Origin of the sequence: Clostridium beijerinckii (assembly GCF_018223745.1) — a bacterium.
Taxonomy (GTDB): domain Bacteria; phylum Bacillota; class Clostridia; order Clostridiales; family Clostridiaceae; genus Clostridium; species Clostridium beijerinckii.
This window is the reverse complement of record NZ_CP073653.1, coordinates 1,769,318-1,790,301: the sequence shown is the minus strand read 5'-3', so window position 1 is coordinate 1,790,301 and position 20,984 is coordinate 1,769,318. Positions and strand designations below refer to the sequence as shown.

17 protein-coding genes and 2 pseudogenes are annotated in these 20,984 nt (G+C 30.4%); 9 read left to right on the top strand and 10 right to left on the bottom strand.

Annotation, left to right across the window (positions count from 1 at the left end; all coding sequences use genetic code 11):
• The first annotated feature begins 8 nt into the window (after positions 1 to 8).
• Positions 9 to 1,280 (top strand): cation:dicarboxylate symporter family transporter, encoded by a 1,272-nt coding sequence (locus KEC93_RS08170; RefSeq protein ID WP_017208821.1) that lies wholly within the window; start codon positions 9 to 11, stop codon positions 1,278 to 1,280.
• 146 nt (positions 1,281 to 1,426) lie between these two features.
• Here the strand turns inward: KEC93_RS08170 and KEC93_RS08165 are convergent, their stop codons facing one another.
• Together KEC93_RS08165 and KEC93_RS08160 are read right to left on the bottom strand one after the other, a co-directional pair.
• Positions 1,427 to 1,891 (bottom strand): CBS domain-containing protein, encoded by a 465-nt coding sequence (locus KEC93_RS08165; protein ID WP_017208820.1) that lies wholly within the window; start codon positions 1,889 to 1,891, stop codon positions 1,427 to 1,429.
• Between the two features lie 160 nt (positions 1,892 to 2,051).
• On the bottom strand, positions 2,052 to 3,575 hold the full coding sequence (locus KEC93_RS08160; RefSeq protein ID WP_023976357.1) for a DHA2 family efflux MFS transporter permease subunit: 1,524 nt from the start codon (positions 3,573 to 3,575) through the stop codon (positions 2,052 to 2,054).
• Positions 3,576 to 3,861: 286 nt separating this feature from the next.
• Between KEC93_RS08160 and KEC93_RS08155 the strand changes: the two genes are divergently transcribed.
• The gene (locus tag KEC93_RS08155; RefSeq protein WP_077870035.1) at positions 3,862 to 4,512 is read left to right on the top strand and encodes a TetR/AcrR family transcriptional regulator; all 651 of its coding nucleotides are present in this window, start codon (positions 3,862 to 3,864) and stop codon (positions 4,510 to 4,512) included.
• 128 nt (positions 4,513 to 4,640) lie between these two features.
• Positions 4,641 to 6,035: an IS5 family transposase gene (locus KEC93_RS08150; RefSeq protein ID WP_111944702.1), complete on the top strand. Its 1,395-nt coding sequence runs from the start codon at positions 4,641 to 4,643 to the stop codon at positions 6,033 to 6,035.
• A gap of 201 nt (positions 6,036 to 6,236) precedes the next feature.
• On the opposite strand, the gene thiH is transcribed toward KEC93_RS08150, so the two are convergent.
• From thiH to KEC93_RS08115, 7 genes and pseudogenes are all read right to left on the bottom strand, one after another.
• On the bottom strand, positions 6,237 to 7,397 hold the full coding sequence (thiH, locus tag KEC93_RS08145; RefSeq protein WP_011968848.1) for a 2-iminoacetate synthase ThiH: 1,161 nt from the start codon (positions 7,395 to 7,397) through the stop codon (positions 6,237 to 6,239).
• Between the two features lie 10 nt (positions 7,398 to 7,407).
• The gene (locus KEC93_RS08140) at positions 7,408 to 8,178 is read right to left on the bottom strand and encodes a thiazole synthase (protein ID WP_011968847.1); all 771 of its coding nucleotides are present in this window, start codon (positions 8,176 to 8,178) and stop codon (positions 7,408 to 7,410) included.
• Between the two features lie 205 nt (positions 8,179 to 8,383).
• Positions 8,384 to 8,581: a sulfur carrier protein ThiS gene (gene thiS, locus KEC93_RS08135; protein ID WP_011968846.1), complete on the bottom strand. Its 198-nt coding sequence runs from the start codon at positions 8,579 to 8,581 to the stop codon at positions 8,384 to 8,386.
• A gap of 202 nt (positions 8,582 to 8,783) precedes the next feature.
• Complete coding sequence (locus tag KEC93_RS08130; protein ID WP_077869994.1) at positions 8,784 to 10,421, bottom strand: putative ABC transporter permease subunit; 1,638 nt, start codon at positions 10,419 to 10,421, stop codon at positions 8,784 to 8,786.
• Entirely contained in the window at positions 10,414 to 11,139 is a 726-nt protein-coding gene (locus tag KEC93_RS08125) for an ABC transporter ATP-binding protein (RefSeq protein ID WP_077305780.1), read from the bottom strand. Before KEC93_RS08125 ends, KEC93_RS08130 begins: the two co-directional genes overlap by 8 nt.
• A gap of 255 nt (positions 11,140 to 11,394) precedes the next feature.
• Positions 11,395 to 13,437 (bottom strand): thioredoxin domain-containing protein, encoded by a 2,043-nt coding sequence (locus KEC93_RS08120; RefSeq protein WP_077869995.1) that lies wholly within the window; start codon positions 13,435 to 13,437, stop codon positions 11,395 to 11,397.
• 398 nt (positions 13,438 to 13,835) lie between these two features.
• A pseudogene (locus KEC93_RS08115) lies at positions 13,836 to 15,204 on the bottom strand (ISNCY-like element ISCb1 family transposase).
• 168 nt (positions 15,205 to 15,372) lie between these two features.
• On the opposite strand from KEC93_RS08115, the gene KEC93_RS08110 reads away from it, so the two are divergent.
• Complete coding sequence (locus tag KEC93_RS08110) at positions 15,373 to 15,525, top strand: hypothetical protein (RefSeq protein WP_023976360.1); 153 nt, start codon at positions 15,373 to 15,375, stop codon at positions 15,523 to 15,525.
• 247 nt (positions 15,526 to 15,772) lie between these two features.
• Here the strand turns inward: KEC93_RS08110 and KEC93_RS08105 are convergent.
• Positions 15,773 to 17,097 (bottom strand): annotated as a pseudogene (locus KEC93_RS08105) (IS1380 family transposase).
• Between the two features lie 231 nt (positions 17,098 to 17,328).
• On the opposite strand from KEC93_RS08105, the gene KEC93_RS08100 reads away from it, so the two are divergent.
• From KEC93_RS08100 to KEC93_RS08080, 5 genes are all read left to right on the top strand, one after another.
• Complete coding sequence (locus tag KEC93_RS08100) at positions 17,329 to 17,514, top strand: hypothetical protein (protein ID WP_011968842.1); 186 nt, start codon at positions 17,329 to 17,331, stop codon at positions 17,512 to 17,514.
• A 205-nt stretch (positions 17,515 to 17,719) separates the two neighbouring features.
• On the top strand, positions 17,720 to 18,400 hold the full coding sequence (locus tag KEC93_RS08095; protein ID WP_077869686.1) for a GntR family transcriptional regulator: 681 nt from the start codon (positions 17,720 to 17,722) through the stop codon (positions 18,398 to 18,400).
• 64 nt (positions 18,401 to 18,464) lie between these two features.
• Complete coding sequence (locus tag KEC93_RS08090) at positions 18,465 to 19,403, top strand: AEC family transporter (RefSeq protein WP_077869685.1); 939 nt, start codon at positions 18,465 to 18,467, stop codon at positions 19,401 to 19,403.
• Positions 19,404 to 19,892: 489 nt separating this feature from the next.
• Positions 19,893 to 20,069, top strand: a complete 177-nt coding sequence (locus KEC93_RS08085) for a DUF1540 domain-containing protein (protein WP_017208809.1) — start codon at positions 19,893 to 19,895, stop codon at positions 20,067 to 20,069.
• 146 nt (positions 20,070 to 20,215) lie between these two features.
• Positions 20,216 to 20,902 (top strand): FadR/GntR family transcriptional regulator, encoded by a 687-nt coding sequence (locus KEC93_RS08080; protein ID WP_011968839.1) that lies wholly within the window; start codon positions 20,216 to 20,218, stop codon positions 20,900 to 20,902.
• Positions 20,903 to 20,984 lie beyond the last annotated feature (82 nt).

The following is a 20,984-nucleotide window of genomic DNA, read 5'->3' as shown; positions in this document are numbered from 1 at the left end:
AATTTACTATGAAGAAAATTAAATTTGGTCTAGCATTACAAATTCTTGCAGGACTTATACTTGGAATTATAGTAGGTGGATTTTTTTATGGAAATCCAGCTGTTGAGGCATATTTAAAGCCTATTGGAGATATTTTTATTCGTCTAATAAAAATGATTGTAGTTCCAATCGTCTTTTCATCACTTATAGTTGGTATTGCTGGAGCGGGAGATATTAAGCAGGTTGGAAGACTTGGAGGAAAAACTCTTCTTTACTTTGAAGTAGTAACAACTATTGCTATTGTATTAGGACTTTTAATTGCTAATGTATTTCATCCAGGTACAGGAATAAATATGCAAGAGCTTGCTAAATCTAGCATTGATTCTTATGTAAGCACTGCAGAAAATGTAGCACATCATAGCTTTGCAGACACATTTATAAATATTGTACCTACTAATATTTTTGATTCACTTACAAAAGGAGACATGCTTTCAGTCATTTTCTTTTCTGTTATGTTCGGTCTAGGAGTTGCTGCAATTGGTGAAAAAGGGAAACCTGTTATACAGTTCGCCCAAGGAACGGCTGATGCAATGTTTTGGGTAACAAATCAAATAATGAAGACAGCTCCTTTTGGAGTATTCGCTTTAATTGGTGTGACAGTTTCTAAGTTTGGACTTTCATCTTTAATTCCACTTGGAAAACTAATAGTTACAACTTATGGTTCAATGATTTTATTTATATTACTAATATTTGGACTAATTGCAAAATTAGTTGGGACAAGTATCTTTTCAATCATAAGAATTTTAAAAGACGAACTTATACTTGCTTATAGCACAGCAAGCTCAGAAACAGTTTTACCTAAAATCATGGAGAAAATGGAGAAATTCGGATGTCCTAAAGCTATTGCAACTTTTGTAGTACCAACAGGTTATTCTTTTAATCTAGATGGTTCTACTCTTTACCAAGCTATTGCCGCAATATTTATTGCACAATTATATGGTATTAATTTATCAATACCAGCTCAAATTAATTTAATGCTTGTATTGATGCTTACTTCAAAAGGTATAGCAGGCGTGCCAGGAGTATCTTTTGTAGTTTTACTAGCCACTCTTGGTTCTGTTGGAATTCCAGCCGAAGGCCTAGCTTTTATAGCTGGAATAGATCGTATACTTGACATGGCTAGAACTGTTGTAAATGTATTAGGTAATTCTCTAGCAGTTGTTGTTGTATCAAAATGGGAAGGAAAGTATAATTCTATAAAGGGCAAAGAATATATAAAATCCATAAAGAAAGCTGCTTAATTCTATAACAAAAAAGTGAGTGTTTATCTAGAAATTATTTTCTAAATTAACACTCACTTTTATTTTTATATTCTATTGTCCTAGATTAATTGTTATCTTTATTTCTACTTTTAATATAATTATTATAGATAAGTTTTTACTATTACCTACAACTTATCTATAATCTTTTTCTGTATATATCTAATTACATCGCCTCTACTAATAACTCCTACTACTCTTCTTTCTTTATCTATAACCGGTATCTTTTTAAAGTTATGTTTTGAGAAAATAGACAAAACCTTTTCCATAGTATCTTCTGGAAAAACACAGAAAATATCTTTACATTTTGCAATAGTCATGATATTAGTATCCTTTATCATTCCAATTTCTTCTTCTAATTCTTCCTTTTTAAGATAAAATACATATGAAATTAAATCATACATTTTTCCTTCTTTAGGATTTATGCTTCTTATTATATCACCATCACTTACAATACCCGAAAGTATTCCCTTGTTATCTACTATTGGTACTCCGCCTATTTTATTGGTGACTAATACCCTCATGACATCTTTAATAGTATTTTCTTTACTTACGGAAATTACATCAGTAATCATAAAATCCTTTACTTTCATTATTCTATCCCCTTTAATCAATTTACTTTATAAGTATTTTCTTATTTGTCTATCAAATTCATTAGTAAAATTTTATATTATTTTTATATTAATATCTTTTTAATTTATATATATCTATTATTAAATAACACATTCCTCTATTATAGTTTAATTTTTTATATCATCTTCTAGTTCTCATAAATAATGTTAAAAATATAGCAATAACAGCTATAGCTCCAGTTACAGAAATAGAATATGCCATAGCATCTACAGATGCTTGTCCTTGAATAATTTTTGCCAATTGAGATAGTGCCATAACTTTAGAAGTTTCTTGTGAAAAACCTTCATACATATATGATTTTGTTAGTGAATTTATAGTTCCTACTGCTGTTTTATTGTAGATATTTATTTGCTCTGCAAGTTTTGAATAATTATAACTTGTTTTCGATTGTATTATTACTGTCATTATGGTTACAGCAAGAGAACTTGCCACCTGTCTTATAGTGCTATTCAATGCTGATGCTCTTGGAATCATTTCGCCTTTTACTACATTCATACCAGCAGTGCTAATAGGCATCATAGCTATTCCTAATCCAATAGATCTTATACAGTTAATAAATATTATTGATTCCTTGCTAGAATTCATGCTTATAGCTGTTGACAACTTAAATGTAGCTAGTGCTAATATAATAAGACCTGGTATAACTACAGGTTTAGCTCCGAATTTATCATAAAGCGTTCCGCTTAATGGCATCAAAGCCCCCATAACTAGTGCTGATGGAAACATGATAAGTCCCGCCTGCATCGCAGTATATCCCCTTACATTCTGCAGAAATAAAGGCAATACATATGACCCTCCCATTAATCCTATAGTTAACACAGTTATTATAACTAAGCTCATACTAAAATCAAATAGTTTGAGAACTCTCAGATCTAATAGTGGGTCTGGATGTGTAAGTTCATTAACCACAAATAATATGAGGCTTAAACTCCCCAACGCTACTAACATTGGATTTATCATATCACCCCAATCAATTGAGGATCCTTTTCCAAGTACATATAACAAACTTACCAAACCTACTGTAGATGATAAAAATCCTACTATATCAAATGCCTTAAATGGTTTCATAGGTTGGCCTTTTAAAATAATCATCCCCAACAATACTCCTATTATTCCTATTGGGATATTTACTGTAAAAATTAGTCTCCAATCCATTTTTTCTATAATCAGTCCACCAAGAGTTGGTCCTATAGCAGGTGCGGCCATAGCTGCTATTCCATAAACTCCAAGTGCAAGTCCTATCTTTTTTCTTGGAAATACAGAATATATTATACTCATGCCAACAGGCTGCATCATCCCTCCTCCAATAGCTTGAAATACACGAAATGCTATCATACTAGAATTGCTCCATGCAAATCCGCATAACGCAGACCCTATTGTAAAAATCGCCAATGCAACTATATATACTTTTTTAGCGCCAAAAATATCTTGAAGATATCCTGTTAAAGGAATAATTGCTCCAAGTGCTAATGTATAAGCTGTCATTACCCACTTCACATCATCCAATCCTACGCCAAATACAGACATCATTTTAGTTAATGCAACATTAATTATACTACTGCTTAGTACTGACATAAATGTACCAACTATGATAACTATCATTGCTAACCATGGATTGGCCTGCTCATTACTATTATCCTTCATTCTTTACTCACCCCATTATTTAACATATTACTAGGCATTAAATAAGCTAAAACATTTACATACTACTGCTTCTAAGTTACTTAAGCTTTCTTATACGTCTCTTCTCATTAATTTATGACTTTTTATCATATCTGCGATTTTCAAAATATAAGTTACACTACGAAACTTATTTAAGTATAAGTTACACCGCGTAACTTGTCAATGAATTTTGAGTAACATTTAGTAACTTGTAAGTTTATGATTCATTTGCTATGATGTAATTGTCAATTAGTGAGGAGGTAAAGAAATGGAATTTCAACGCGCTCGAAACGAAGAACAAAAAAGCATTAGGCGTGAACAAATCATAGAGGCTACATTAAAGCTATATGAAAGAGAGCCCTTAGAAAAAATCACACTTGCTTCAATTGCTAATGAGTTAAATTTTTCAAGAGCAAATTTATATAAATACGTTTCCACTAAGGAAGAGATTTTCCTATGGATATTAAGTTCAGATTTAGAAAAATGGGTAAAAAAGACATATGATAAACTTAGAGATTATGATCAATTAGAACTTAAAACATTTTGTCTGTTATGGTCAGAACAAATGTATGAAAATCAGCGTTTTTTAAAGCTGTTCTCAATTTTAGTTTCAGTATTAAGAAGTAATGTGACAACAAAATCACTGGAGATATTGAAGCAAGATCTTGCTAATAGCTTTGGTAAATTAAATTTGATTACTAAAAAATTTATTCCTAACCTGACAGACGATGAGCTTAAACTTTTTAATGAATATCAGATTTATTATGCCGCTAGTTTATATTCTCCAGCAGTATCCTCTAAAAACCAACGTCAAGAATTTCAAACTGTTTCACTACTAGAAGCCCCACCTGATTTTGTTTCGCGTTTTGCAGGATATCTTGAAGTAATTATATTGGGTCTTCAATCGAAAAATAAATAATATTTAGGGGCTGCTCCAAATTGGCTTAAGTGTTTGGAATAGTATTATGTATGATATTTTATGGAATACTAAGTGCATAGATATTTTAAATATAGGGTAAAAACCCTTGCACTTAGGAGTGAATTTATATGTATTCAATTGATAACCAATTAAAAATAGAAGATTTTATATTTCCATACGGAGAATTAGATAAAAATAATAGGTGGGTTAAATTAGCGTCAATAATACCATGGCATGAATTTGAAGAAACATATGCTAAACAATTCATTAATAATGGTCGTCCATCAAAACCATTTCGAATTGTATTAGGAAGCTTAATAATAAAGCAAAAACTTAATTGTTCCGATCGTGAAACGGTATCTGCTATCGCCGAAAATCCTTACCTTCAATATTTTATTGGTTTGAAAGAATTCCAAAATTCCGCACCATTTGGAGCGTCTTCAATGGTTGAATTTCGAAAAAGAATTGATGATGATATGATTATTGAAATGAATAATACTATTCTTAAAGATACTACTAAAAATAATGATGATAAAGATAAGCATGACGATAATGATGATGGAAATGATTCAGATCAATCTAATCAAGGCACTATCATTATTGATGCAACATGTACTCCAGCCTATATAACTTATCCACAAGATTTAAATCTTTTAAATTCTGCAAGAGAAAAACTTGAAGGATATATTGATCAATTGCATAATCCTTCTGAATCTAAAAAGCCTAGAACTTATAGGAAAATTGCGCGTAAGGATTTTCTAAATGTTTCAAAGGCCAGAAAGAAAAATTCTAAAAAGATGCGCAAAGCTATAAGGAAACAATTAAATTATATTGCTAGAGATATTGGATATGTAGTAAATTTTATTGCGAATGGAAAAAAGCTTAATAGTCGACAATCAGAAGAATATGAAGTGATTTTACAGTTATATCATCAACAAAAATATATGTTTGATAATAGAAAACATACAGTAGAAAATAGGATTGTTAGTATCAGTCAACCACATGTTAGACCAATTGTTAGAGGAAAAACTAAAGCTCCTACGGAATTCGGGGCAAAAGTTGAAATAAGTGTTGCTAATGGTTATGTTAGAATGGAAAAGTTGAGTTGGGATGCTTACAACGAATGCGAAAGCTTAATACCTATAACAGAGAGTTATAAAGCAAGAAATGGCTTTTATCCTGAAAGAATATTGGCTGATAAAATTTATAGAAATAGAAAAAACTTAAACTATTGCAAAGAAAATGGAATTAGCATTACCGGCCCTGCTTTAGGCAGACCTAAAAAGAATAAAACTAAAGCTGAAAAAAATCAAGAGTATGTTGATACATGCGAAAGAAATGAAGTTGAGGGAAAGTTTGGTACTGGTAAAACTAGATATGGTTTAGCCAGAATATTTGCAGATTTAAAAGAAACTGCTGAGTGCGTTATTAATATGGCATTTTTTGTAATGAACCTTGATAAAAAATTGAGGGTCATTCTACGCCATTTTACAAATTACTATATTTTGGAATACTACATATAAATATAGGGGGTTTTAAAGCACCCCCTATTTATTTTATAATTCTTATATATAAGTCAAACTATAATTAGTATAATAAATTTATCTAAAAAAAAGTAGGAATCAATTAGAGATTCCTACTAAATTATTTCAGTATTAAGATATATTTAGATTACAACTTATCTATCTTTGCCTATGTTTAAAGATATAAACATCTTATTAATCTTATAAATATACATAATCATTCATTACAGGCTGTAAGCCTTTAGACTTAATTGCTTCATACACTTCATCTACTGATCTGTTATCTGCAATTTCAAATTGATTATCTCCCCTGTCTTCTGCATCTTCCGCATGGCTTCCTATTCCTGTACTTACACCTGCTGAAATCTTAGTAGCTGCTAAGCCAATTACATTATTACGAAATCTTTCGCATTCTCTTGTAGAAATCGTAATATTAGCAAAAGGCATAAAAAGACGGTACGCTGTAATGACTTGCAAGAGTTGTTTCTCATGCACATCCTTTGGATTAATTTTATCATTATTAATAATTGGTCTTAACCTTGGACATGAAAATGCTATCTCTGCATGCGGATACTTTCTTTGAAGAAGGTATGCATGTACCCCTGTCGCAAAAGCATCTTTTCTAAAGTCATCTAGGCCAAGTAATGCTGCAAATCCAACACCACGCATCCCACCTTTTAGAGCTCTTTCTTGCGCATTAAGTCTATATGGAAATATGCGCTTATGCCCTTCAAGATGAAGTGTTTCATATTTATCTGAATTATAAGTTTCCTGGAATACAGTTACAAAATCTGCACCGCATTCTTGAAGATATTCATATTCATCAGAATTCATAGGATATACTTCTAATCCTACCATCTTAAAATACTTACGTGCTATCTTACAAGCTTCTCCAATATATTTTACATCTGACATTTTTCTGCTTTCACCAGTAAGCAGAAGCACTTCCTCCAAACCTGTTTTAGCTATTGCCTGCATTTCTTTCTCTATTTCATCGAAATTTAACTTCGCTCTGCGTATTTTATTATGACAGTTAAATCCACAATAAATACAATAGTTCTCACAATAATTTGCTAGATATAGTGGTGTGAACATGTAAACTGAGTTACCAAAATGCTTTCTTGTTTCCTCTTTAGCTAATTGAGCCATCTCCTCTAAAAACGGCATAGCTGCTGGTGATAATAATGCTGCAAAATCTTCTATGGTACGATAATCATTATCCAAAGCCACTCTAACATCTGTTTCTGTATACTTATTATAATCATAAGCTTCCATGTGATTAATTACTTTATCCATTACATCTGATTCTAATACTTCCATCCCAGCCATATATTCCATGTGATTTATACGTTCTTCGCTCATAGTCTGCCTCCTAATCTTCTAAAAACCCAGTTAATGGTGATGACGCAGAAGCACCTTTATCTAGAACTCTACCTAGTCCTGAAAGATATGCTGCACGTCCTGCCTCAATTGCTTGTTTAAATGCTCCTGCCATAGCTGGAATATCACCAGCTGTCGCAATTGCAGTATTAGCCATAACAGCTGCCACTCCCATTTCCATAGCTTCACAGGCTTGAGATGGTCTTCCAATCCCTGCATCCACAATAATTGGAAGATCTATTTCATCTACTAATATTTTTATGAATTCTTTTGTAGCTAAACCTTTATTAGATCCAATCGGTGATGCAAGAGGCATAATACACGCTGCTCCAGCATTAACTAAATCACGAGCCACATTTAAATCTGCATGCATATATGGCATTACTATAAAACCTTCTTTAGCAAGAATCTCAGTTGCTTTAATAGTCTCATAATTATCTGGAAGCAAATATTTTGAGTCATGAATTATTTCAACTTTTACAAAATCACCACAATTCATTGCTCTTGCAAGTCTTGCAATTCTAACTGCTTCTTCCGCATTTCTTGCCCCAGATGTATTTGGAAGCAATGTAACACCCTCTGGAATAAAATCCAAAATATTTTCACCTCCGCTTGTATTAGCGCGTCTTAATGCCAAAGTAATCATCTGTGCGCCTGCATTCTCAACTGCAGCCTTAATTAAATTCAAATTATATTTTCCAGACCCTAGTATGAATCTTGATGAGAATTCATGTCCTCCAAGTGTTAATACATCTTTTTTCATTCCAATACTCTCCTTTAGCATTTTTCAGCAAGAACTAGCAGTATATAAAATTCGATTATTAAAATAAATTAATATTTATAACCAAATTATTAAATAAATAACTTAATTTAAAAGCTTGTCCTTTTCTAATCTAGATCTTGCAGTAAAATTATTGTTTTTATTGTTGATAATATACATTAGTGATATTTCTGAATTTATTAATGCATCAGCCGCCTCCAACAAAGCTAATTACTTCTAAAGAATCACCATCTTTAATATTTGTCTGCTTATATTGGGGTTTTGGCATTATTTCACCATTTAGCTCAACTACAATCTTATCTATTAAATATCCTTCACTGATAAGAAAGTCCTCTAACGATAATCCAGTTGCATTATCTGCCTCTTTTCCATTCACTTTTACCATTTAATCACCTCTTAAATATTTAATATGACTAAAAAAGGCCACACGAAAAAATACACCCAAGGTGGTGTACCCCTTCGTGTGACCTTCACACTCTGTAAATGATTATATCATTACACTAAGTTGGTGTCAAATTAACTTTAATTCAAAATGCATTACAAAATCAAAAAACAAATTTTTGTAATGCATTTTTATCTTATTCTGACTATTTTTCATTATATATTTTATAAGCATTCTTTAATAAGCCTTTATATAAAAGACTACTTCCAACAAGTGAAATAATAATGCAAATTCCAAATATAATTACATAATTCCTCAATATTATGGCAGCTACTACTAAACCAGCTCCTAATATAAATATAATAAGCATAATTAATAGAGGTATATAATTATTTTTAAACATAGCTTTTTCATTTTCCCATTCCAATTTTGGTGATTTAAAGTCTATATATAATCCCAATAAAGTTACCATAAGTATTGATCCAAATGAAGATATCGTCCCGAGCAATATTATGATAGGACTTACGTTTACTAATAAGAGTCCTAAGACAACTATAACCATCCCAAATTCATTTATAAATAATGATGAAAGAATCTTAGAGTATAGCTGAGTTTTATATTCCACAGGAATATACTTCGATACAATAAAATCTTTCCCCTCTCTTGAAAGTGCACTTGCACCTGCTCCACCTGACATTATACATACCGTTCCACCTACAAATGCAATTGCTATGGTAATCGCATTCCATTTGGGACTACTATTTAATAAATACCTATACTCTGATAGTTTACCACCGGAAAAAAATGCAACACCCATTACTGCCGGCATGTAAAACATCATCGCTATGCAATTAATAAAGAATTGAGGAGTTCTGAATAAGATTTTAATATCTTTTATAATTAATGCTTTTAACTTTGAATTTTCTTTTATTATTTTATCTGCCTTACCGTTTTCTAAAATATTTTCCCTCTTGCTATAAGTTTCAGAAATACCTATTACTCCCTTTAAATATAACTTTCCTCCTATATAATAATATATTATGAAAATAATTAAACTTAGGCATAAAGACATAAGTATATTAAGTAAGCCTCTAATGTCATTATTATATAATAGCCCATTTGAAGAAAATCTACTTGTTATGAAAATATCATTTAGCGTACTCATCGCGCTGTTATTTCCATCTGAAAATCTTTGAATCATTTGCTGTGAATTTGTACTTCTTCCAGAACTTGATGTAAAAAAATTGAATCCTACTATCAATATTAGTGATGCACACCCTGTAAATACTCTAAATGCATCTTTATGCTTAGATAAGCTAGTGAACCTCATAAGAATCATGCATATTAACGATGCCAATACCATCGGTATAATAGGAGTTATTAATAACACTATAATTCCATATAAATAATACAAGAAGCTTGCCTTTGACACAAATCCATAGACTATAAGTGGCAAAATTAACATTGATGTATACACATACATATTAATTAACACTGCCATAAACTTTCCAAATACTATTTCACTACTTTTAAAAGGAAGTGGTAATATAACTTCAATATCATTTGAAAAGTATAAGATATTTATTATTGTATACATTCCAAAGATGAAAGAAACACTCTCCCCAATTGACAATATTATTGATAATAATATTCCTTCCTGTCTCATAGCATGAAGCGGTCCGTAGCCTTCACTTATTATTACAGTAAAAGGCATAGATAACATTACTACAATAAATATCATTAGCATCACTGCGAATACAGGTTTCATTTTCTTACTACTAGCAAACATTTCCTCAAATGCATTTCTTATAAAATATTTTGTTATTATCTTAAGCCTATTCATCTTGAATCATCTCCAAAAACATCTCTTCTAAGGATTCATTCTCTTTAAACTCTTTTCTCATATTGCTTAGTGTTCCATTAAATATTAATTGCCCTTTATTAATAATCGCGACTTTATCACAGACTTTCTCTGCAACTTCCAACACATGTGTAGAAAAAATCACGGTATTTCCTTCATCGGCATGTTCTCTCATCATTTCTTTTAATGTAAATGCTGATTTTGGATCTAAACCTGTCATTGGTTCATCTAAAATCCAAACTTTTGGCTTATGAATCAAAACTCCCATAAGAACCACCTTTTGTCTCATACCATGAGAATATGAATGTATCTTATCTCCTAATGCCAACTCCATTTCAAACCTTTTTGATATTTCTCTTATCCTTGATAATCTTTCTTCCTTTGAAACCCCATAAACATCAGCCATGAAATTTAAATATTCCATTCCACTTAATCTTAAAAACATATCCGGGCTATCTGGAACATAACCAAATTGCTCTTTTGCTCTAACTGGCTCTTTACTAATATCAATTCCGTTAATTTCAATTTTTCCCGATGTAGGCGATATTATTCCAGTTATCATTTTAATAGTTGTTGTTTTTCCAGCCCCATTAGGCCCTAATAATCCATATATTTCTCCATCCCTGATTTCCAAATTTAAATTGCTTACCGCATTATAATTTCCATTATAACTTTTTGTTATATTGCTTATATTTATCATAAATTTATCCTCTCCTTGGAATTATTATACTAAAACTCGGTCTTATAACAACTTAAATAAATCTTAATTTTAGATTAATTATTCATCTCCTTTTAATATGCATACATAATCCTACAATTAATAAAGCTATTATTGAAAATTTAATAAGGAGTATATAACTTCTAAAATTATTATATACATCCTTAAAAAATGTATTTAAATAAATTTAATCCTATAAAAAACCTCTTTTTGATGTTTACTAAATACTACGCTACCTTATAATTTAGATAACATTTTTCTTAATTCACCAATATCATTTACTGGAGCCATACACGATTTTCCTTTACATAAATAATATGTAGATTTTTCATTTATAAGATCATATTCCTTAAGAAATGGTGCTAAATTTTCTATTTTATTTCTATTTTCATCATTCTTAATTATTGTTGTTAAATTAAAAATAGACCTTTCACTTAATAAATCTTTGATTTTTTCTTCTTCACCTTTATCATTAGTAACGCATACTAATTCTTCTGATTCATTTAAAGCAAATGATGCAGCCATTAAAAAGAATGAATGATTTATCTCTTCATTAAATACTGAGCCACAAATAAAATTAAATTGTTTCTCTGCCATTTCTTCAAGAGTTAAATCACCAGTAAGTCTTGCAAGCTTTATTAAATTGTAAGCTGCAACAGAATTTCCTGAAGGCATAGCACCATCAAAAAGTTCCTTAGGTCTAGCAATTAATTTTTCACTATCCTCACCATAAAGGAAGAATCCATCTTTTTCATTATCCCAAAATAAGTTAATCATATCCTTATTTATTTCAATCGCCTTATTTAAAAACTCAATATCATAGCTACTTTCATAAAGCTCTATAAGTCCAAAACAAAGAAAAGCATAGTCATCTAAATAAGCTTTATGACGCGAATCCTTATCTCTATACCTTGCAAGAAGCCTTTTATTTTCGTCCATCAAGTTATTGAAAATAAACTCTACTGCTTTCTTAGCATATTCAAAGTATCTTTCATCCTCAATAACTTTATAGGCTTTTCCAAGTGCAGCTATCATAAGTCCATTCCATGAAGTTAAGATTTTATCATCTTTATGTAATTCCGTTCTGTCACTTCTATATTGAAGTATTTGTTCACTAAGTAACTTTATCCTATCATCTGACTTATGAAAGTTTTTATTTTTTATTAAATTCGGAATGCTCTTGCCCTCAAAGTTCCCATCAGAAGTTATGTCAAAATAATCATTAAAATACGTACCATCTTCTTCTCCTAAAACACTTAAAATTTCTAAAGGTTCAAAAACATAATATTTTCCCTCTTCACCTTCGCTATCTGCATCTTCAGCACAGTAAAATCCACCCTCTTTACTAGTAAGCTCTCTAAATACATATTCTAGCACTTTTGTTGCAACCTCTTTGTAAATCTCATTTTTTGTGACCTCATATCCCTCTAAATATGCAATGACAAGCAAAGCATTATCATAAAGCATCTTTTCAAAATGTGGTACCAGCCACTTACTATCCGTAGAATATCTTGAAAAACCAAAACCTATATGATCAAATATTCCACCTCTATACATAGAAATCAAGGTTTTTTCAGCCATTTCTAAAGCTTTAATTTCTTTATGAGATTTATAATATCTAAGCAAAAACATTGTTATATGAGGCGTCGGAAATTTAGGTGCATCACCAAAGCCTCCATACTTTTCCTGAAAAGCGTGTAAAATTTGATTATACCCATTTTTTAATGTCTTAGATGTCAACTTCAATTTGCTTGTTTCACCATCAAAATAGCCACCAAGTTCTGATAAAATACTATCACCAGATGATATAAGCTTATCCTTATTATCCTTCCATTGCTTATTTATTGAATTTAAAATATCCATAAGTCCTGGCATATTATATTTAGCCTTTTTAGGAAAATAAGTACCTGCAAAAAATGGTTTTTGATCTGGAGTCATTATCACTGTAAGCGGCCAGCCTCCATGGCCGGTTAAGGCTTGGCAAACTGTCATATATACACTATCAATATCTGGTCTTTCCTCTCTGTCCACTTTAATCGCAATAAAACTATCATTCATAATTCCTGCAATTTCCTCATCTTCAAATGATTCGTGGGCCATTACATGACACCAGTGACAAGTTGAATACCCAATCGATAAAAAAATAGGCTTATCTTCCTCTTTAGCTTTTGCAAATGCTTCATCCCCCCATGAATACCAATTTATTGGATTATTAGCATGTTGCAATAAATAAGGAGATTTTTCATTTATTAAATTGTTGGCTTTTATTGTAGATAACATATAAACAACACTCCTTTTATACTTTATTAAAATTATCTTTGCCACGCTGAAAAAATATATACACTTATATGATACATACAATAAAAAGCTTATTACTTTATTATTTTCAGATTAAAATCTTTCTACCTATCCATACTATACTAGATAATTGCGAAACTCATTGATAAAAATGAATAATGATTGATTTGAAGTTGCAAAAACATTATTAATGGATTTAATGGTTCCTGCTATACAAATATAATAGTTGACTTCTTAAAAAAGGGCGCACGAAATAAAGCGAAGGTGAATTCCAATTTTTATAAATAAATTTTATGCAATTAATGGCTTTAAGCTTCGGATATATTTATGTTTATGAATTTTATCTGCCACGATAACTGTTATTAGTTGAGTTATTCCGGCTAGAAGTAAATCAGCATGAAGTGTTTGCTCATTTTGAGTCTTACGCTCCGCGACGCAGTAACTATATTTGAAGTGATTTATATTTTTTTCAACAGCTACTCTGATTTTATAAGTATTACTCCATTCTTGGGTTCCTCGTGTTATTCCAGGATATGCGCGCAGATTCTTTTCAGGATAAATATAAAACATTCGTCCACATAAGGAATTTGTACATGGATTTTCACATTGAGTTACACGTTTGCTCTTTTTGGTTTCTTTGTTATATAACCATTTCATTTTAGGGCATACAAACTTCATTGTTGGAATTCTAGAACGAAGATGACTTTTACTACCTTCACGTTTCATTGGAATAGAAGGATCATTCGGACAGCATGGAATGCCGTCTTCGTTTAAAGGGCAATCAGCATTTTCTAGTGTAAGCCTAGTTTTTAAAGGAATATATGCTTTATCAAATTTTAATTCGAGAAGAAGATCACGATAAATTTGAATACTGTCAAAAGCAGCATCTCCTAAAAAGGTTTTTGGACTTATTAATGGATGCTTGTTAAAAAAATCTTTGAGAACAGGGATAAGAGCCTTAGAATCTGCAAGAGATTTATCTTCATCAGGTGAATCAGATTTTTTCTCAACAATAATATCAGGATGAGCATTGAGAAAATCTTTATTATAGAACGAAATATCTCTTACGATACCGAGGCCATTAGTAATGATTCCGAATTTAAAAGCATAGCAAAAATGCCCATTAATATACATTTGTTGGATGGCAGGGTTGGCTGAAGCGTGTGATGGCATAGAGCCATAGGCAGCTTTATAAGGATCATAAGAGTCATCTAAATTGCATGCTTTCTTAAAATTTTTAAGCTGTTTTATAATGCGATTAGCATATTTAGGATTATTTTCAGTGACAAATGCTTCAAGGCCTGAAGTATCAAAAATAGTCATGGAAGCAAGAGCCGTATCAATCTGTTGGCATATCGGTTCAGTAATATCAACAAGATTATCGAACATGGATTGTAAGTCCAAAAGAAAGTCCTGCTTGAAACGAGTAAACTTAGATGAATCAGGAACTCTTAAAAAGCCGCAGAAGTCTCTTAGTTCTTGAGAATATTTAAGGAAAATAATTAAAAGAGAATCTGTAGGAATAGAAAAAATGCGTTGTAAAATTAAAGCACTGATCATAGCATAAAGCTGATATTTTCGCGGCCTTCCTGTGGAAGCGTAAAAATGGTTAATGAAAGATGCAGGAACTAACTCATCAAGGTCGATAGTGTTTTCGAGTAAAGAAAGAAATTGGAATTTATCATTTTCAAATTTTTCTTTGCAATCAGAATAAACATCTGCCAAAGAAAGCTGTTTATATGTTATCATATATATGACTCCTTTCTGAGGTATATGGTAGTTTTGTTTTTAGGCAATTCAATTTTACCATAAATCAGTGAGGAGTTATTTTATTTTGCTAAAAAAATATCCCGCATTTCTGCGGGTTGCGGCGTTTCGCAAACGCCTACATACTATACTTATGAAAGGAGTGATAGCATGAGTAATGATAGCAGTAAATTTGATAATGAATTCAGTGATTTATCTACAGAAGATATATATTTCATAAGACAAATGGAAAACAGAATAAATGAACACCATAATCCTCCAGTATGCCTTATAGCATATGATAAGCAAACCGAAGATAAGTAAAATTTATAAAGCAGATAATTTAATATTTTTTATAAATTATTACTTAGCATAAAAATCATTTTAAGTGGAAAGTTACTAATGTAAACCTGAATTATTCATAGATATAGTTAATAACATAAGAAAGTTAGTTTTTCATGCTATTAGCTATTTCTTTTCTTAATTTTTAATTATTTTTCTAAATATACGTACAGCTTCGCTACGGACTTTAGGTTTTAACCATATCTTACATATTAAATTGTAATCTGAATCAATTTAATAACGGCAGTGAATTGATATTTTTTAAAATATGCCAAAACTCATTTTGATAAGCACATGAACTACAGAGTTTGAATTTTAAGTATCTACTACTCTTTACAAGTTTACCAGCTACTTTAATTATTTTCATTCGTATTGTTTCTATTCTTAGAGATTTCATTGAATTTGTAAAACATAATCTTCTAATCCAATTGTTTAAATTGTATGCTAAAACCATCTCTTGAAGCTTATTAGCATTTGCGATAAAAGATGAACTACTCATTTTATCGAAAGCGAAGCCGTTTTTGCCTTCTTTAATAAAATTCTCCATTGTTCCTCTATTACAATAAAATTTTATTACAGCTTCTGGATGGCTGGTCATGTTAGTCACAACAAAAGTATAATCTATACACATTTGACCTTCTTTCTTTTCTAATTTCACAACAACTCTACGTTCTTTAGTCCATTTCTTTGCTTTATATACAAATTCACCATATATAGTATAATGGTCATAGATATTTCTTTTGCATAATATCTCCATTCTTGTAGTAAATTCTTCAGAATACTTATACAATGTTGCATTTGCTTTTAATCTTATTGCATATTTAGCATCATGTTCTTCTGCAATTTCATAAAGTCCATAAGTATAGCAAAACCGCTATCGCCACGAATGTATAGGTCTGTACAAATATATTTATTTGAATACCTTTTTAATAATGGACCAATAAAAGCCACTGTTTTTCTTGATGTATAAACATTTCCAGAACGCAACTCTGCCTTTAATAAATCACCTGTTAGTCCATCAAAAACTAATAGTGGATGATATCCATTTGCTGAATAATGTGAATTGTATGCTGAACCATATTGATTACCATAAGTTTCAAAATTAGTAGAATCAATATCCAAAATTATTTGATTTGGCATATCAATTGAGTATACTTTATCCAAAACCAACTCATTTATTTTATTAAATTGTCTTAAGTTTTCTTTATCGAGATTGTTATTAAAACGTGAAATTGTAGGCTGTGAAGCTAGTGCATTTTTATCTAAAATTGTAGTAAGCGCTGGATCATATCTTAATTCATCTGAATTATCGTCGGTTGTATAGCCAGCTATTCTTTGATAAACTTTTTGTAGTAATATCTCTTCGTTTGTATGTTCTCTATGATTAATTCCATCATTAACATAAAAAACATCTTTTACAGTTCTTGAAAAACCTATTCTTTCATCAAATTCACTATATAAAATAAGACCAGAATCTGATGTTAAATTTCCACCATCAAAATTAATTTTTACATTTCTCTTGAAATTCAAAGATTTTTCTAATAAACTACCCATATAGACTCTCCTTTGTTAATTGTTTTTTTTCGCAAATTAACCATAACAAATTTGAGTCTATTTTTCTATATTTTTTCACTTAATAAGTGAAGTTTTGAATTTGTTAAGAACAGCTTAACGAGCCATGCAAAGCATGTTTCATATAATTTTATGAATAATTCAGGGTAAATAATAAATCTTAGATAAAAACATACTATTATTAAACTCTATTAGTTTAAAGGAGGAATAAATATGAGAATTCGAGAAGGAGCAATACCAACCGCATTAGGTACAGTTGTAACAGGTGTAGGTGCAGCTATGGTGGCAGTAGAAATGGCACCAGTTATCGCTGCTGGAGTTGTTGGGTTCGGTGCAGCTCACATGGTTCTTGGAGCTATCGATCTAGTTGAACATAAGAAACATCATAGAAGAAGATAAATAAAATAGGCTAATATAATTATCTGGCCTGGTAGATTATAAATTTAATCCACCAGGTTTTTTATTTATTTTTACAATCTAATTTCAATTATATTGATTATTTAGTATATGTAGATTATACTAAAATTAATTTGTCGACAGTATACATTGTATAAATATTGACATTAATTAATCGTTTTAACACAATCTATAGGAGGATAAAGTAATGGAAAAATATAAAATTGAAAAAGCGCCTTCTTACTATGATCAAGCTTACAATTCTATAAAAGCTATGATATTTAACGGTATTTTAAAACCCGGAGATAGGATTTATGAATCCAAACTTGCCAGCGAATTTCAAATAAGCAGAAGTCCAGTAAGAGAAGCCATACGTTCTTTAGAAAAAGATGGACTACTTGTTATTGGAGATAAATCAAAAATTACAATTTATAAGCCAACTAAAGAAGACATAGAAAATATTTATGAATGTCGCCAAGCTTTAGAATCTCAGGCTGCAAAATTAACTACTCTTAAAGCATCTGATAAAGAATTAGATGAAATTGAAAAGGTATTAGTAAAAATTCAAAAAAACATAGAAAGATTTGATGATACACTTACTAAAAGTATTATTGAACTAAATACTAAATTTCATGATTTAATCTTAGATTTCAGCCAAAATAATCATCTAAAAAAGTTGAGTAAAGATTTGAGTTCTCTCACTTATTTTTATAGATCTATAGATGTTTATGAACCTGAGCGTAATATGGATATTTTCAATCATCATCTTGAGATATTTCATTATATTAAAAAGAGAGATGAAGAAAAAGCATATAAAGCAATGTACAACCACATAGACAATGATTTAAAACATTTGAAAAACATTTTATCAAAGGATTGCATTATATAAGTCAAAGTGTAATCCATTATTCTTTAATTCAATTAGTTAAAAATATATTAAAGGAGAATTTATAATGATTATTTTTAATGCATTAGGAAGTGTATTTAGTATAGTTCTCATGATTTCTACTGGATTCTTTTTATCTCATAAAGGCTGGTTTGATGAAAAAACTTCAAAGCTTTTTTCAAGATTAGTGTGCAATCTTGCTATCCCCTGCCTCATGATTTCACAATTTACAGAAAGCTTTGATAAAGAGAAACTATTGAGTCTTAGTGATGGATTATTCGCTCCATTTACATCCATGGCTATTGTTTATATAATTGCCGTAATTGTTTCTAAAGCTATTAAAGTGGACAAGAAACGAATTGGTACCTTTAGATCAATGTTTTTTGTATCAAATTCTATATTTATTGGTCTTCCAGTGAATATGGCTTTATTTGGTGAAAAAAGCATCCCGAATGTTTTATTATACTACATAGCAAATACTACATTTTTCTGGACACTTGGTGTATATGAAATTAGTCGTGATGGCGACTCTACCAATGCCAATATCTTTTCCTTTGATACAATAAAACGTATCATGTCACCTCCTTTATTAAGCTTTACTTTTGCTGTTTTACTTATATTACTAGATATTCATCTTCCAAAGTTTGTTCTAGATACTTGCAAATATTTCGGTAATTTAACAACACCATTAGCTATGTTGTTTATAGGGATAACAATTCACTCTGTTAATTTCAAAGAATTTAGATTTAGCTGGGACATGCTAGCAATACTTTTAGGAAGGTTTGTCATTTCTCCTATATTAATTTTGTTATTGTGTAATTTTGCAAATACTCCTTTACTTATGAAAGAAGTATTTGTTATTCAAGCAGCAATGCCAGTCATGACTAATACAGCAATAGTATCTAAACGTTATAATGCAGATTACGAATATGCTACGATAAATACAATCATAACAACTATTTTTAGCTTAATTGTCATTCCAATTTATATGTTATTACTAGCTTGAACTCATAAGCATCTGTTAAGCCATTATATGAGTTTAATATATAACTCCTGCATTTCAAAAATTGCTAATGCTAAACTTTATTCCTTAACACTAAAAAAAGAGCAGCGTTTAAGCTACTCTTTCTAATATAAATTATATATTTATTTTTTATTAAACTTTACAATTTTGATTGTATAAAAATCTATTTCTCTTTATTGGATGCGGTACTTGGTTTACGCACCATCGAATAAATCACAAATACTGTTATTATTACAAATGTCATTTGTACCCCCCCTAATCTATTTGTTAATTATATATTACTATAATCATGTAATCGTATCAATGGACAATTAGTGGCACGAAAAGATAAAAAATACATTTTTAAAGTAATAAACAAAATATCTTTAGTCATTTTTTGAAAAATATAACTTACATTTTTTCGTATAAAAAAATTCCATTAACTAATAATATTATTGTTAATTAAAATAATATTATTAGGAGGTAACAACTATGAAACCAGAAAAAATGAGTTCACCAAACCAAGGAATCAAATGCGTTGTTAATACATGTCAATATTATATGTCAGGTGATCACTGTTGTGCACAACAAATAGAAGTACAACCTAAAAATGCTAGCGATACTCAAGAAACAGACTGTGCTACATTTATCCCTGAAAACCAAATCTAATTTTATGTATGTGCTCGTTGGATTCACTTCAACGAGCTTTATTTTGTATTTATAGGAATCTTTAATCATAAGACATCAGACATCACTATTGAAAGCTAGACTCTTTTATTATATTATATAAACATAACCTAAAAGGAGGTTTGTTTATGCCACGAAAAGGAAAAAGCTTATCGGAAAGTGTTGCTGATGATATACTAGCGATGATTACTATAGATAAAAAATTTAATATTGGTGATAAACTACCAAATGAAAATGAGCTTTCTACTGAATTAAAAGTAAGCAGAACTACTCTAAGAGAAGCCATTCGTATTTTAGTTGCTCACAATATTTTAGAAATTAGGCGAGGCAAAGGCACATTTGTATCAGAAATAAAAAACATTACTGAAAGCATGGGGTTAGAAAATCTTTCTACTCAAAAATTAGATGTTAAAGATTTATATGAGATGAGATTAATTTTCGAACCAGAGACTGCTTACTATGCTGCTAAACGCGCCACTGATAAGGAATTAGAAAGAATATTGTACTACGGAAGACTTGAAGAAGAAATGATCTTAAATAATGAAGATCGAACCGAGGTAGAGAGATCCTTCCATAAATCTATCGCAAAAGCTACTCATAATGAATTTATGAACAAGCTGATGCCTATATTATACAAAGCAATTGATAATGGTGTTATTTTATCCGATGAAAATAAATCAATTCTTCAAAATACTTTAAATGATCATCGCATGATAATGGAGTTTCTGGAGGCTAGAGATGCTGAAGGTGCAAAAACTGCCATGAAAATTCATATTATTAGAGCAATGAAAGATTTAGGTATACCAAATGAATAAGATAAAGTGCTAATTCTTTATATTTATAGAAATAGCACTTTTTTATTTTAATCTTATGTTACAATTGACAACAGACATCATA

What these genes read in the sequence shown, in the direction of transcription:
- KEC93_RS08170 (WP_017208821.1), top strand. Translation starts at nt 9, where the DNA reads ATGAAGAAAATTAAATTTGGTCTAGCATTACAAATTCTTGCAGGACTT.
- KEC93_RS08165 (WP_017208820.1), bottom strand. Translation starts at nt 1,891, where the DNA reads ATGAAAGTAAAGGATTTTATGATTACTGATGTAATTTCCGTAAGTAAA.
- KEC93_RS08160 (WP_023976357.1), bottom strand. Translation starts at nt 3,575, where the DNA reads ATGAAGGATAATAGTAATGAGCAGGCCAATCCATGGTTAGCAATGATA.
- KEC93_RS08155 (WP_077870035.1), top strand. Translation starts at nt 3,862, where the DNA reads ATGGAATTTCAACGCGCTCGAAACGAAGAACAAAAAAGCATTAGGCGT.
- KEC93_RS08150 (WP_111944702.1), top strand. Translation starts at nt 4,641, where the DNA reads ATGTATTCAATTGATAACCAATTAAAAATAGAAGATTTTATATTTCCA.
- thiH (WP_011968848.1), bottom strand. Translation starts at nt 7,397, where the DNA reads ATGAGCGAAGAACGTATAAATCACATGGAATATATGGCTGGGATGGAA.
- KEC93_RS08140 (WP_011968847.1), bottom strand. Translation starts at nt 8,178, where the DNA reads ATGAAAAAAGATGTATTAACACTTGGAGGACATGAATTCTCATCAAGA.
- thiS (WP_011968846.1), bottom strand. Translation starts at nt 8,581, where the DNA reads ATGGTAAAAGTGAATGGAAAAGAGGCAGATAATGCAACTGGATTATCG.
- KEC93_RS08130 (WP_077869994.1), bottom strand. Translation starts at nt 10,421, where the DNA reads ATGAATAGGCTTAAGATAATAACAAAATATTTTATAAGAAATGCATTT.
- KEC93_RS08125 (WP_077305780.1), bottom strand. Translation starts at nt 11,139, where the DNA reads ATGATAAATATAAGCAATATAACAAAAAGTTATAATGGAAATTATAAT.
- KEC93_RS08120 (WP_077869995.1), bottom strand. Translation starts at nt 13,437, where the DNA reads ATGTTATCTACAATAAAAGCCAACAATTTAATAAATGAAAAATCTCCT.
- KEC93_RS08110 (WP_023976360.1), top strand. Translation starts at nt 15,373, where the DNA reads ATGAGTAATGATAGCAGTAAATTTGATAATGAATTCAGTGATTTATCT.
- KEC93_RS08100 (WP_011968842.1), top strand. Translation starts at nt 17,329, where the DNA reads ATGAGAATTCGAGAAGGAGCAATACCAACCGCATTAGGTACAGTTGTA.
- KEC93_RS08095 (WP_077869686.1), top strand. Translation starts at nt 17,720, where the DNA reads ATGGAAAAATATAAAATTGAAAAAGCGCCTTCTTACTATGATCAAGCT.
- KEC93_RS08090 (WP_077869685.1), top strand. Translation starts at nt 18,465, where the DNA reads ATGATTATTTTTAATGCATTAGGAAGTGTATTTAGTATAGTTCTCATG.
- KEC93_RS08085 (WP_017208809.1), top strand. Translation starts at nt 19,893, where the DNA reads ATGAAACCAGAAAAAATGAGTTCACCAAACCAAGGAATCAAATGCGTT.
- KEC93_RS08080 (WP_011968839.1), top strand. Translation starts at nt 20,216, where the DNA reads ATGCCACGAAAAGGAAAAAGCTTATCGGAAAGTGTTGCTGATGATATA.